Origin of the sequence: Sporosarcina luteola (assembly GCF_007991495.1) — a bacterium.
Lineage (GTDB): Bacteria > Bacillota > Bacilli > Bacillales_A > Planococcaceae > Sporosarcina > Sporosarcina luteola.
Map to the genome: position 1 here is coordinate 1 of NZ_BJYL01000042.1, position 13,476 is coordinate 13,476.

At 43.3% G+C, this 13,476-nt stretch carries 11 protein-coding genes; all 11 read right to left on the reverse strand.

The window, feature by feature from the left end:
* Positions 1 to 22: 22 nt before the first annotated feature.
* Positions 23 to 1,363 carry a tRNA (N(6)-L-threonylcarbamoyladenosine(37)-C(2))-methylthiotransferase MtaB gene (gene mtaB / locus SLU01_RS14705; RefSeq protein ID WP_147059672.1) on the reverse strand — a complete coding sequence of 447 codons (1,341 nt, stop codon included), beginning with the start codon at positions 1,361 to 1,363 and terminating at the stop codon, positions 23 to 25.
* Between the two features lie 16 nt (positions 1,364 to 1,379).
* The gene (locus tag SLU01_RS14710) at positions 1,380 to 2,120 is read right to left on the reverse strand and encodes a 16S rRNA (uracil(1498)-N(3))-methyltransferase (protein ID WP_147059674.1); all 741 of its coding nucleotides are present in this window, start codon (positions 2,118 to 2,120) and stop codon (positions 1,380 to 1,382) included.
* A 2-nt stretch (positions 2,121 to 2,122) separates the two neighbouring features.
* A complete protein-coding gene (gene prmA / locus SLU01_RS14715) occupies positions 2,123 to 3,067 on the reverse strand; it encodes a 50S ribosomal protein L11 methyltransferase (RefSeq protein WP_147059676.1) in 945 nt (314 codons plus the stop codon).
* A 14-nt stretch (positions 3,068 to 3,081) separates the two neighbouring features.
* Positions 3,082 to 4,203 (reverse strand): molecular chaperone DnaJ, encoded by a 1,122-nt coding sequence (gene dnaJ / locus SLU01_RS14720; RefSeq protein WP_147059678.1) that lies wholly within the window; start codon positions 4,201 to 4,203, stop codon positions 3,082 to 3,084.
* Positions 4,204 to 4,468: 265 nt separating this feature from the next.
* Positions 4,469 to 6,307 carry a molecular chaperone DnaK gene (dnaK, locus tag SLU01_RS14725; RefSeq protein WP_147059680.1) on the reverse strand — a complete coding sequence of 613 codons (1,839 nt, stop codon included), beginning with the start codon at positions 6,305 to 6,307 and terminating at the stop codon, positions 4,469 to 4,471.
* 45 nt (positions 6,308 to 6,352) lie between these two features.
* Positions 6,353 to 6,949 carry a nucleotide exchange factor GrpE gene (gene grpE, locus SLU01_RS14730; protein WP_246111004.1) on the reverse strand — a complete coding sequence of 199 codons (597 nt, stop codon included), beginning with the start codon at positions 6,947 to 6,949 and terminating at the stop codon, positions 6,353 to 6,355.
* On the reverse strand, positions 6,946 to 7,995 hold the full coding sequence (gene hrcA, locus SLU01_RS14735) for a heat-inducible transcriptional repressor HrcA (protein ID WP_147059682.1): 1,050 nt from the start codon (positions 7,993 to 7,995) through the stop codon (positions 6,946 to 6,948). Before hrcA ends, grpE begins: the two co-directional genes overlap by 4 nt.
* Positions 7,996 to 8,090: 95 nt before the next feature.
* The gene (gene hemW / locus SLU01_RS14740) at positions 8,091 to 9,224 is read right to left on the reverse strand and encodes a radical SAM family heme chaperone HemW (protein ID WP_147059684.1); all 1,134 of its coding nucleotides are present in this window, start codon (positions 9,222 to 9,224) and stop codon (positions 8,091 to 8,093) included.
* 83 nt (positions 9,225 to 9,307) lie between these two features.
* A complete protein-coding gene (lepA, locus tag SLU01_RS14745) occupies positions 9,308 to 11,131 on the reverse strand; it encodes a translation elongation factor 4 (protein ID WP_147059686.1) in 1,824 nt (607 codons plus the stop codon).
* Between the two features lie 385 nt (positions 11,132 to 11,516).
* On the reverse strand, positions 11,517 to 12,338 hold the full coding sequence (gene spoIIP, locus SLU01_RS14750; protein WP_246111005.1) for a stage II sporulation protein P: 822 nt from the start codon (positions 12,336 to 12,338) through the stop codon (positions 11,517 to 11,519).
* Between the two features lie 49 nt (positions 12,339 to 12,387).
* Positions 12,388 to 13,425: a GPR endopeptidase gene (gene gpr, locus SLU01_RS14755; protein ID WP_147059690.1), complete on the reverse strand. Its 1,038-nt coding sequence runs from the start codon at positions 13,423 to 13,425 to the stop codon at positions 12,388 to 12,390.
* Positions 13,426 to 13,476 lie beyond the last annotated feature (51 nt).

Sequence of the window (13,476 nt, forward strand, 5' to 3'; positions counted from 1 at the left end):
TCACTCCCTCCTACTCGATTTCTTAAACAAGTGCCTCGTCAGATTCGACGACACGGACAAATTGCCCTTCGTTATAAGGGTAACCTGCTTTTGTAATTTTCACCTTAATAATTTTTCCGACCATCGCTTCCTCTGCCGGGAAGACTACCTTCAAATAATTATCAGTATAGCCTTCATATAAGCCGCTTTCCGGATCAAGCTTGTACTTTTCCTCCGGAATGACTTCAAGTACTTCATTCTCAAAATCAGCTGCATACTGCTTTGCCAATTGGTCATTCAACTCGATCAAACGGTGAACACGTTCATTTTTCACATCTTCATCGATTTGATCTTCCATTCGAGCGGCAGGTGTTCCTGTCCGTTTCGAATACGGGAAAACGTGTAATTCAGAGAATCTATGATCTCTAATGAAATTATACGTATCCATGAATTCTTCTTCAGTTTCACCTGGGAAACCGACAATTACATCAGATGTAATCGCAAGATGTGGCAAAGCTTCACGTAAACGATCAAGCCGCTCCGCAAAAAACTCCATCGTATATTTTCTTCTCATCCGTTTCAGCACCGTATTGGAACCGGATTGAATCGGAATATGCAAATGACGGACAATTTTTGTAGAGTTCCGAAGCACTTCAATCACTTCGTCTGTTAATTGGCTCGCTTCAATCGAGCTGATTCGAAGTCTCTTTAAACCGTCCACTTTCGTTTCAAGATCACGTAGGAGACGGGCTAAATTATAATCCTTCAAATCCTCTCCGTATCCACCTGTGTGGATGCCCGTGAGAACGATTTCCAAATAACCAGCATCGACCAATTGCTGTGCTTGCCTAATAACTTCTTCAGGATCCCTTGAACGCATTAATCCACGAGCCCAAGGTATGATGCAGAATGTACAGAAGTTGTTACATCCTTCCTGGATTTTCAATGATGCCCGCGTACGGTCAGTAAATGCCGGCACGTCAAGCTCCTCATAGACCCGGTTCTTCATAATATTACGTACCGCGTTGATCGGTTGACGCTCTACCCGGTATTCATCAATCAGGCCGAGCAATTTCGTACGATCCTGAGTACCAACAACAATATCGACTCCTGGAATCGCCATGATTTCTGCCGGTGAAGTTTGGGCATAGCAGCCCGTTACACAAATGACAGCATCTGGATTACGACGTATCGCTCTTCGAATGACTTGGCGACTTTTCTTATCACCAGTATTCGTGACCGTACATGTATTGACAACGTAAACGTCTGCATTCTTTTCGAAATCGGAACGCTCATAACCCGCTTCCTTGAAAAGTTGCCAGATTGCTTCCGTTTCATAATGGTTAACTTTGCAGCCTAATGTATGAAATGCAACAGAAGACACTAGCTGCTCACCTCTTTCATTCAAATTCGTAAGACATGGCGGACAATAAATATAAAGGCGCCGTCTCCGTCCTGAGTATTCGCGGTCCTAATGAAACTGAAAGAAAACGAGCCTCAACAAGCGCTTCGGCTTCTTTTCTCGATAACCCGCCTTCAGGCCCGAAAACAACTAATACCGTTTGTTTATGATACACGTTTTTCAATCTATCTGCAATCCTGTTGGGGTCAGTGCTCTTGGCATCTTCTTCATCGGCAAATAGCCGTACGTCGAACTTCTCAGCTTCAATCAAAAGCTGTTTGAATGATATGGGGGATTTCACGTCGGGAATAACTGTCCGATGACATTGTTCCGCCGCCTCTTTCGCAATTTTACTGAGACGATCCACTTTCTTATCGCCCTTTTTTGTATCCCATTTGACGATTGAACGCTCCGCTTCAAATGGAATGATTGCCTTCATGCCAAGTTCGGTTCCTTTTTGAACGATTAAATCCAACTTATCGCCCTTCGGCAAACCACATGCGATAGTCACTTGAACGGGCATTTCATTAGCCGATAGTGCCGCGCCTTTCCGACTGACAATCACTCCATCCGGGAGGAAATCTGTAATTTCAGAGACAAATCCTTCGCCTCCCGCGACTGCGATGACGCAATCTCCCAAGTTCATACGCATAACTTTGACGATATGTTTTCCGTCATCTCCTAAAATTTGCGCGTTGCCGTCTTCATCGAAATCGGAGTCGAGAAAATAACGTTGCAAAATTACGCACTCCTTTTAGATGCGATGATAGCCACCCAATCTTCCATCAACACTGACTCAACAATTTCAAATCCTTTGCTTAGAAGATCATCTTTTACAAGATCACGCTTTTGAGCGATGATTCCTGAGACAATGAAGAGTCCATCTTCCGGAAGGATGGAATAGGCATCACCCGAAAATGTCATAATTACTTCCGCTAGAATATTAGCTACAATTATTGAAGCCGGTTCCTTCACGGAATCTAATAAGTTACCGTGCGTTACTTCTACTACGTTTTGGACTTTATTCAACTCTATATTCTCTTGAGCGGCCTTTACTGCCACTTCATCCAGATCCAACGCATGGACATGCGACGCACCCAGGAGAGCGGCACCGATGGACAATACACCCGATCCGGTACCGACGTCAATGACTGTGTTTCCTTTTTCCACATACTTTTCCAGCGCTTGAAGACACATGACTGTCGTTGGATGGGTGCCGGTCCCGAATGCCATTCCGGGATCCAGCTCGATGATCAACTCATCCGAATCAACAGGCTCATACGTTTCCCACGTCGGAACGATTGTGAACCTGCTTGAAATCTTCACTGGGTGATAATACTTTTTCCAAGCCGTTGCCCAGTCCTCTTCATCCACCTCGTTCGTAGAAACAAGATTGACGCCGACATCCAAGCCGTACGCAGCTAGATTATCAACGGATTCACTAATTTCTTTTACCGTTTCAATTAAGAAACTATTGACTGGCAAATATGCTTTGACGATGACCCCTTCTGCGGGAAAATCTTCTTTTTTCAGCTCGTAGATTTCGCCGAAACGATCTTCATGGATCCGGTCGGGTTCATTGGAATCTTCGATAATGACTCCGCTTGCCCCTGCTTCATGCAAAATATTGGCAACCGCTTCGGTCGCTTCATGTGTTGTGTGGATGGAGATTTCTGACCACTTCAACTGCGTTCATCCTTTCAATCGCCTTTTATAGTACGTTTGATTTTATCAAAAAGTGAGCTTGAATACTCATCCGGCGAGTTGCCTTCGATAGAAGCGAATTCACGGAGAAGTTCTTTTTGCTTTTCGGTCATCTTCTTAGGCGTAAGTGCTTTGATAATGACATGTTGGTCTCCCGTTCCATGACCGTGTACATTTTTTACGCCTTTTCCTCGCAAACGGAAATTTGTCCCCGTTTGTGTTCCTGCCGGAATCTTTAATTTCACGTTTCCGTTGATAGTCGGGACTTCAATTTCATCGCCAAGTGCCAATTGAGGGAATGAAATCGACACTTCTAAGTAGATATCGTCACCTTCCCGGACGAAACGATCATGCTCTCTCACTCTAAATACAATATACAAGTCACCGGATGGCCCACCATTGACGCCAGCCTCCCCTTGACCGGTAACGCGAAGCTGCTGACCGTCGTCGACGCCTGCAGGTATTGTAACTTTTATCTTCTTGCGCTTTGTCACACGCCCTGCACCATGACAAGTATTACACTTTTCAGGAATGATTTTACCGGTTCCTTGACAGTGCGGACAAGTTCGGCGATTTACCATTTGTCCTAATGGAGTGTTTTGTGTGACTGAAATTTGTCCAGATCCGCCACAGTGTGAACAGGTATTGACGGGTGTTCCTTTTTTAGCTCCCGTCCCATCACAAGTGTCACATGTTTCTTCTCTCGGCAGTTCAATCTCTGTTTCTTTTCCGAAAACCGATTCCATGAAATCGATGGTCATTGAATATTGAAGGTCGTTGCCTTTTCTTGGGGCGTTCGGATCACGGCGTCTTGTACTGCCGCCGAAAAACGTACTGAAGATGTCTTCGAATCCGAAACCGTCGGCTGATCCTCCGCCAAATCCTCCGAAGCCTTGATTTGGGTCCGCATGGCCGAATTGGTCATAATTTGCACGTTTCTTTTCATCGCTTAATGTTTCGAACGCTTCAGTCACTTCTTTAAATTTCTCTTCTGCGCCCGCTTCTTTATTCAAATCGGGATGATATTGTTTTGAAAGTTTTCGATAGGCTTTCCTGATTTCTTCTTTGCTTGCCGATTTTGACACACCAAGCACTTCGTAATAATCTCGCTTACTCATTACTTCACTCTCCCATAAATCAATGGCATTGTATTATTCATATGATTAGAGTATTGTATGTTGAATAAAATATCAGAACCGGATTTCCACTCCAGGCGGACGCTTTCCGTTCCATATCTGACTACTATTATCCGTAATATATAGACCCTATACTCTTTTATATGTTAAAGACTCGATTTATTGTAACATGCGTGGTTCTTTTCCCAAAAGAAAAAGTCAAAGCCGGAATATCGGACTTTGACTTTTCCGTCAATCGATCGTTGAATTAGTTTTTCTTGTCGTCGTCGACTTCTTCAAAGTCGGCATCGACAACGCCGTCATCCTGCGGCTGGTCACCAGCTTCGGCTGTTCCGCCTTGCGCTTGTGCTTCCGCAGATGCTTGCTCGTATAATTTCATCGTCATTTGTTGAACGATTTCTTCCAACGCTTCTTTCTTCGTACGTATTTCATCCAAATTGCCAGCTTCAATCGCTGATTTCAATTCTTCTTTTGCTTCCTCGACTTTTTTCACTTCGTCTTCGGAAACTTTGCCTTCAAGATCTTTTAATGTCTTTTCGGCCATGAATACAAGTTGGTCCGCGTCATTTTTCAAATCCGCTTCCTCTTTACGCTTTTTGTCTTCTTCAGCGTTTGCTTCCGCATCTTTCACCATGCGATCGATTTCGTCATCAGACAAGCCTGTGCTTGATTGGATAGTGATGTTTTGTTCTTTTTGTGTACCAAGATCTTTCGCTTTAACCGTAACAATCCCGTTTTTATCGATATCGAAAGTAACTTCGATTTGAGGGATTCCGCGTGGTGCTGGTGGAATATCCGTCAATTGGAAACGGCCAAGCGTTTTATTGTCAGAAGCCATCGGACGCTCACCTTGCAAGACGTGGATGTCAACGGCCGGTTGGTTATCTGCAGCAGTCGAGAATACTTGTGACTTGCTCGTAGGGATCGTCGTGTTTCTATCGATCAACTTCGTGAATACGCTGCCCATCGTTTCGATACCTAGAGATAGTGGGGTAACGTCTAGCAAGACGACATCTTTCACATCTCCACGGATGATTGAACCTTGTACGGCAGCTCCCATTGCGACAACTTCGTCCGGGTTAACGCCTTTGAAAGGCTCTTTTCCAGTTTCTTTCTTGATGGCTTCCTGAACGGCAGGAATACGTGTAGAACCACCAACAAGGATAACACGATCGATTTCAGATGGAGATAGATCCGCATCTTTCATAGCTTGGCGAGTCGGCACCATGGACCGTTCAACTAAGTGTGCAGTTAATTCATCGAATTTAGCACGAGTCAATGAGATTTCAAGGTGCAATGGACCAGCTTCTCCTGCTGTGATGAATGGCAAGGAAATTTGTGTTGACGTAACGCCCGAAAGATCTTTTTTCGCTTTTTCCGCTGCATCTTTCAATCGTTGCATCGCCATTTTATCTTTTGAGAGATCGATGGCATTTTCTTTACGGAATTCTTGAACGAGGTATTCGATGATGACGTCATCAAAATCATCTCCGCCCAATTTATTGTCTCCCGCTGTAGCGCGAACTTGGAATACGCCGTCGCCGAGTTCAAGGATTGAAACGTCGAAAGTACCGCCACCCAGGTCGTATACAAGAATCGTTTCATCTTCGTCAGTCTTGTCTAAACCGTATGCCAATGCTGCAGCTGTCGGCTCGTTAATAATCCGTTCTACTTCTAGACCCGCAATCGTACCAGCATCTTTTGTTGCTTGACGTTGTGCGTCATTGAAATAGGCAGGTACTGTAATAACAGCTTTTGTTACTTTTTCACCTAAGTATTCTTCCGCATAGCCCTTCATGTACTGAAGAATCATTGCTGAAACTTCTTGCGGCGTATATTCCTTATCTTCAACTTTCACTTTATAATCGGATCCCATATGTCTTTTTACGGACATAATTGTGTTCGGATTTGTAATGGACTGACGCTTAGCCACTTCTCCGACTTGACGTTCTCCGTTTTTAAAAGCTACAACAGAAGGAGTTGTCCGGTTACCTTCCGGATTCGGGATTACCTTCGCTTCTCCACCTTCATATACTGCTACTACTGAGTTTGTTGTCCCTAAGTCAATACCGATAATTTTGCTCATTTGAATTCCTCCTAGATAAATGCGTCTTCAACAGATTGATATAATTTATTCGTTCACTTTGACCATGGAAGGTCGAAGTACGCGATCTTTTAACTGATACCCTTTTTGCAATTCCTCAAGCACGATTCCTGAAGACTTATCTGGTTCGCTTCCAGTCATAACGGCTTGGTGGAAATTCGGATCGAACTCCTTGTCCTGCGCCTCAATCTCAACAAGGCCTTCACCTTTTAAGGAATCGATCAAGTTTCGATAAATCATTTCCATGCCAGTCAAAAGTGACTGTGATTCTTCGGACTTCGCTTCGACTGCAAGAGCGCGTTCAAAGTTGTCAAGTATCGGCAACAGATTCGTCAGTATGCTTTGTGCCTTATATTTGATCAATGCCTCTTTGTCAAGTGCAGCTCTTCTCTTGGCGTTCTCATAATCAGCAAGCACGCGCAAAAGCTTATTTTCTTCTTCGTGCAGCTTCGCTTCCAGCTCGTTGATTTTTTCATCCTTTTCATCGACTATCTCGATCGTATCTTCAGGATTGCTATCGTTGGAAATGTTTTCTACTTCAGTATCCATTTCCGTATTTGCTCCCTTAGGGGTTGCTTCGTTTTCGGCAGCCTCATTTTCAACATCATTCATTTTATCAGTCACTGTTCTTTCCTCCTATCCAATCCGATCGACATCTCATTCAACGCATGCGATAAATTAACGCTAAGAATATCCAGCATCGTAATGACCTTGCCGTAATCCATCCTTTTCGGTCCGATGATCGCGATAGAACCCGCCATATTGTTGCCAGCAGAGTAGTTTGCTGTGATTACACTGCAATCTTCCATCGCATTATTTTTATTTTCCGAACCGATCCGTACATGAATTCCTTTTGTCGCATCCTGGAAAAAATCAATCGCAGGTGTACCATTTTCGATTAACTCGAAAAACATTTTCATTTTTTGAAGATCGTTGAATTCCGGTTGCTTCAACATGTTCATCTTGCCGCCGAAATACAAACGCTCTTCGGGTTTGATTGTCATCGCCCGTTGGAATGATGCAAATAAGTCGCCAGCATGATGCACATGCTGTTCAAAAACTGTTTTTGCTTCCCGGGCAAGCTTGTTCTGCAGAAAGCTCAGTGGCGTTCCGACAAGCCTTTCATTTAAAATATTCACCATCTTTTCAATATCCGAAGCCATCATACCTTTAGGAACATCAAAAACCCGGTTTTCCACATGCCCATTATCCGTCACAATGATGGCAACTGCTTTCGTTTCATCCAATGGGACAATCGAAAACCTTTTCACCGAATGCATGGACATATCTGGCCCTAATAGGATTGACGTGTAGTTGGTCAGTTCAGATATGATTTTTGCGGAATTGCGGATCAGTTCCTCAGTTTCCACTACCCTATCTTGAAATATCGAGCGCAATTGAACGCTATCTTCGATTGTCAATTTTTCGGGTGTCAATAAATGATCGACGTAGAAACGGTAGCCTTTTTCCGAAGGAACCCTGCCCGAAGAAGTATGGGTTTTTTCGAGATACCCTAATTCCTCCAAATCAGCCATATCATTACGAATGGTAGCGGGACTAAAGGGAGCTTCCGGTTTTTTAGATAACTGCCTTGATCCGACAGGTTGTGCGGATTCGATGAAATCGTTAACCGTCAGTTGCAATATAAGCAATTGTCTGTTTGTCAACATGATCATCACTCCTGTTAGCACTCTTTATGAGTGAGTGCTAAGACTACTCATAATTTATCAAATTGGGGTGTTAGTGTCAACGAATTAACTCTGTATTACTTGAGAAATTGCTGGAATACTTCGTTGCCTCTAAATACACCTTTTCTTGTAAGTCTTATACTTCCCTCCGACTCCAAGACCATTCCTTCTCCGATGAGTTCTTCTAACGCTTTTCCATACACTTCCGTCAACGTCTTTCCAAATTTATTCTTGAATGCTTCTTTAGAAACGCCGGATGATTTGCGGAGCCCTAAAAACATTTCTTCCTCCATCGATTCGACTTCTGTCACTTCATGCGACTCCAGTAGTGGACGTAGGTTGTTATCTGCGCTTTCCATATACTTTTTTAGCGGTCCTAGATTGGCATATCTTTGACCTTTCAAGTAACCATGTGCACCCGCTCCGATTCCAGCATATTCATCGTTATCCCAATAAATCAGATTATGGACGGAATCTTTACCAGGTACTGCAAAGTTGCTAATTTCATATTGTTTTCTACCTGCAGCATCCATTCTATCAATTAGCATGGAGAACATTTCCGTTTCTAAATCTTCACCTGGCAACGGCAGCTTTCCTTTATTCATTAAATTATAAAAAACGGTTTTCGGCTCGACGATGAGCGAGTATCCCGAGTAATGCGGCAGGTCAAGAGCGAGCGCAGCGTCAAGTGTATGTTTCCATTGACCAATTGTTTGTTCCGGAAGCCCATAAATCAAATCGATACTAATATTTTCAAAACCAACTTCCCTTGCCTCTTTTATTACTCTTTGCGGATCATTTGCTCCGTGCGTCCTACCAATCCTTTTTAATAATTCTTCATCGAATGATTGGACACCGATGCTAAGTCGGTCAACGCCTCCATTTTTTAAAACGGATAACTTTCCGCGCGTCAATTCATCCGGATTAGCTTCAGTCGAGAACTCGCGTAAAGAATTTATATCAACGTATTGATGGATGATTTCAAGTAAACGATCAAGTTGGGATTCGGACAGTGAAGTCGGAGTTCCACCACCTAAGAAAACTGTTTCAAGTTTTTTGAATGAATGCCCCTCATTCGACAAAATGGACAATTCGTTCCCGATCGATTCAATATATTCGTCAACAGGTTGGTTTTTAAAGAATACTTTATTGAAATCACAGTAATGACAAATTTGGTGGCAGAAAGGAATATGAATATACATACCTCGCATTTTAGTATTGTCCCCTTTCTTTTTGTGGGTGGCAGGCACCAAATAAAGGAGCCCATATTGGACTCCTTTTTATTTTTTAAATATCAATCTTCGTCCATTTTCAAAACAGCCATGAATGCTTCTTGCGGGACTTCGACGGATCCGACTTGCTTCATCCGTTTTTTCCCTTCTTTTTGTTTCTCTAATAATTTACGTTTACGGGAAATGTCTCCGCCATAACATTTTGCAAGGACGTTTTTACCAATCGACTTGATGGTCGAACGCGCAACGATCTTTTGACCGATGGCTGCTTGGACTGGTACTTCAAACTGTTGGCGCGGGATAAGCTTCCTCAATTTTTCAACGATCGCCTTGCCACGCTCATAGCTGAAGTCGCGATGGACGATGAAGCTGAGTGCGTCGACTTGTTCACCGTTCAATAGAATATCCATTTTAACAAGTTTCGATTGTTTGTAGCCAATCAATTCATAATCAAGGGATGCATAACCTTTTGTCCCTGATTTCAATTGGTCAAAGAAGTCATAGACAATTTCAGCAAGGGGCAACTCGTAGATAATATTGACACGTGATGCGTCAATATAATCCATTGTAATGAAATTGCCGCGTTTTTGCTGGCATAGTTCCATAACAGAACCTACATATTCATTCGGCACCATGATCGATGCTTTCACATAAGGCTCTTCGACATGATCGACCTTTTGTGCATCCGGCATCATGGAAGGGTTATCCACTTTCAATTCTTTTCCGTCTGTCGTTATGACGTTGTAAATAACACTCGGCGCTGTAGTGATCAAATCAATTTTGAATTCACGTTCGATCCGCTCTTGGATGATTTCCATGTGAAGCAGCCCAAGGAAGCCACAACGGTATCCGAAGCCAAGCGCCTGGGATGTTTCTGCTTCATACTCAAGTGCGGAGTCGTTAAGTTCCAGCTTTTCAAGCGCTTCACGCAAGTCCACATATTTCGATGAGTCGATTGGATAAAGACCGCAGAACACCATTGGGTTCAATCGACGATAACCAGGCAGCGGCTCGCTCGCCGGATTCTTCGCGTTCGTAACTGTGTCCCCGACGCGCGTATCGCCGACATTTTTGATTGCTGCGGAAAGGAAGCCGACGTCTCCTACCGATAATTCATCGCGCAAAGAAATATTCGGTGTGAATACGCCCGTTTCAATGACTTCGAATTCTTTTCCGGTTGCCATCATACGGATTTTATCACCAGGCTTGACAGTTCCTTGGACAATTCGGATATTGACGATGACGCCTTTGTACTGATCGTAATGAGAGTCAAAGATCAATGCTTGCAGCGGCGCTTCGGGATCGCCCGTAGGTGCAGGCACTTTCTCGACAATCTGTTCGAGGATTTCTTCGATGCCAATCCCAGCTTTCGCGGAAGCATGCACCGCCTCAGAAGCATCCAGGCCGATAACATCTTCAATTTCTTGTTTGACCTTATCGGGATCTGCTGCTGGCAAATCGATTTTATTGATAACAGGCAGAATTTCAAGATCATTGTCGAGCGCTAAATAGACGTTCGCCAATGTTTGCGCTTCGATTCCTTGTGCCGCGTCAACAACAAGGATTGCCCCCTCACATGCTGCAAGGCTACGTGACACTTCGTATGTAAAGTCGACGTGCCCTGGAGTGTCGATTAGGTGGAAAGTGTACTCTTCCCCGTCTTTCGCCGTATATGACAATTGCACCGCGTTCAACTTAATTGTAATTCCACGTTCGCGTTCTAAATCCATTGAATCCAATGTTTGCGATTTCATATCACGCGAACTAACTGTTTCAGTTTTTTCCAATATGCGATCGGCTAACGTCGATTTCCCGTGATCGATATGGGCAATGATAGAGAAGTTTCTAATGTTTTTTTGACGTGCCAATCTTTCGTTATGATTCATCTGTCAGTTCACTCCTATATAAGCTATTTGCATTATAGCAAATAACTGATAAACATGTTACTTATTCTTATTCCCTTAAAGTAAATAATGAAAGCCTTCATTATAGACTAATCAAGAATAACAGATGACAGCGTTTTGATAAAGATTTGGCCGTTGATTGCATAAAAAAAGCTTCATGGATATTGGCCATGAAGCAAACGTTATATTTGAATTAAGATATCAAACCCGGATTTACACTTCAGGCGGACGCTTTCCGCGGGCATGGCTTCAGCCTCCTCACTTCGCTTCGCTTCGTTGCGGGGTCTTCAGCTCATGCTATTCCCGCTGGAGTCGCCGCCTTCCGTTCCAATCCTAGAGCTAGTCTGAAATACAAATCATAACTTACTTATTTTTCTTCCATTTCATTTTCACTCAGCATTTCCAAAATCGCTTCTGAAATTACCGCAATCGTCCTATTTAACTCGTCTTCCGAGTTCCCAATGCCTCCGAGTTCCAAAAGTATGAGATTCGGATGAAGGTCTTGGTTATACTTCCCGTCTACACCTGCTCCGCCTTTAGATATTACATTTCTTGTGATTCCAGGTACACGCTTTTCCATTCCTGCTTTTATTCTATTCGTCATCGCTTCATTCTTTTTATAGTAAGGATTATCGACACCGAGCACAAATGCAACTTTTGCATATCTTTGGTTCTCATGTATAATTGTCGTCTTTTCTGGACCGACCGAATCCCGATGGATATCAATAATTAAATCATACTCATTTTCGGTAACCCGCTTTTTTACATACGGTCTAATATCGGAGTAGGCGTGTTTATGCTGCACTACTTTTTTCAGAATTTCAGTTTCCGCGCCATTCGTTTCAAGTTGGCTTTTCAGTTTATCGCTCATTTTCACGACATTTTCGGTCTGATGATCCACAGCGATTTTTCCATCGGCCGCCTTTGTCATCGGTTCGTACGCCTCATGGGAGTGTGTGTTATAAAGCAACACTTTACCAAGTTTAATTTCTTCTTCCATCGCTTCGACTTCAACTTCAGGAACCGACTCATCTTCCGCCACTATGTTGGATGCATAGACGATAAGAGCGTTTTCCTTAATTATTTTGGAGTTGGAGATCTTTGATTCTTCCGGTATGAATTGAATTACGACCGGGAAAAGGAAAAGAGTGAGTACAATTACAGTCCATATTTGCAAGTTTTTTTTCATGCGACATCCCCCCGTCTTCAACTATATGCGGGGGGATCCGGGTCAATGACTAGTTTTTAAGCTCCTCAATCCACTCACTAAAAGAGTCGGTTAAAATTTCTGCATAGAGGGATGCCCAAGAGTCGATTTCTTTTGGGGAAATGAATGTGTTTAAGTCATGATTCGATAATACTTCTTCAAATAATTGCACTCTCTCCTCATGCGGCCATGATGTCCAATCTCCAAAAATAGGGATTAACTTCGTCCTATCCGCGTCTTTATTGGGCTCATGAAGCCATGGTGAGACGGACAATCGGGAGGAAGGATGGCTTTCTTCTTCAATTTTGGTTGCAATATAACTGAACAAAGTATTGATGGCATCCGCTATCAATACAGGGCCATCTACAACCGTAGGAATGCCAATGGCTATAACCGGTATGCCCAATGTTTTTTTCGAAAGCTCTTTCCTGCTGTTCCCTACTCCTGAACCTGGATGTATGCCTGTATCCGTCATTTGAATCGTTTTGCATAACCTTGAACTATCCCTCGCGGCTAAAGCATCAATTACGATTAAGACATCCGGTTTGATTTCATGAACTAATGCTTTAACAAAATCAGCTGTCTCTAGCCCCGTCTGGATTGTAACGCCAGGAGCATAAATGAATAGTTCGCTCCCCTCATCTGAATAGTACATCGGGACGATCTCTTTAAGTCGATCCATCGTAAGGGGGCCAACAGCGTCGGGGGTCACTTCCCTATTTCCCAATCCGACCATGAGGATTTTTCCTGTCTTTAAATTAGGAATACCTGCGGTCATTTCAGTCAGTTTGGATTTGAGCATGCTCCCCATTTCTTCAAGACCTTCACGATCTGTATGCGTCAAGGTAGGATTCGTAAGCGTCAAATAACTTCCCGCTTTTTTGCCGATTCTCTTTTCACCTTCAGCATTAATTTTTACGGATGTTAAAATGACTCTGCCCTTTCGTTGTTCATCGAATTGGATGCCTTCTGAGTCCTTTAATTTCTCTTTTTCTTTTTCCGTCTGATGGCGAACCATCTCTTCATGTTCCACAAGTAGGTCGGTACGGTAAAAATCATACTTATCCATTGTAATCACCTCAATATGCAGTTTGCACGTTGTGTCAAGGAAATATTCTTT

What these genes read in the sequence shown, in the direction of transcription:
- dnaJ (WP_147059678.1), bottom strand. Translation starts at nt 4,203, where the DNA reads ATGAGTAAGCGAGATTATTACGAAGTGCTTGGTGTGTCAAAATCGGCA.
- dnaK (WP_147059680.1), bottom strand. Translation starts at nt 6,307, where the DNA reads ATGAGCAAAATTATCGGTATTGACTTAGGGACAACAAACTCAGTAGTA.
- hrcA (WP_147059682.1), bottom strand. Translation starts at nt 7,995, where the DNA reads ATGTTGACAAACAGACAATTGCTTATATTGCAACTGACGGTTAACGAT.
- hemW (WP_147059684.1), bottom strand. Translation starts at nt 9,224, where the DNA reads ATGCGAGGTATGTATATTCATATTCCTTTCTGCCACCAAATTTGTCAT.
- lepA (WP_147059686.1), bottom strand. Translation starts at nt 11,131, where the DNA reads ATGAATCATAACGAAAGATTGGCACGTCAAAAAAACATTAGAAACTTC.
- spoIIP (WP_246111005.1), bottom strand. Translation starts at nt 12,338, where the DNA reads ATGAAAAAAAACTTGCAAATATGGACTGTAATTGTACTCACTCTTTTC.
- gpr (WP_147059690.1), bottom strand. Translation starts at nt 13,425, where the DNA reads ATGGATAAGTATGATTTTTACCGTACCGACCTACTTGTGGAACATGAA.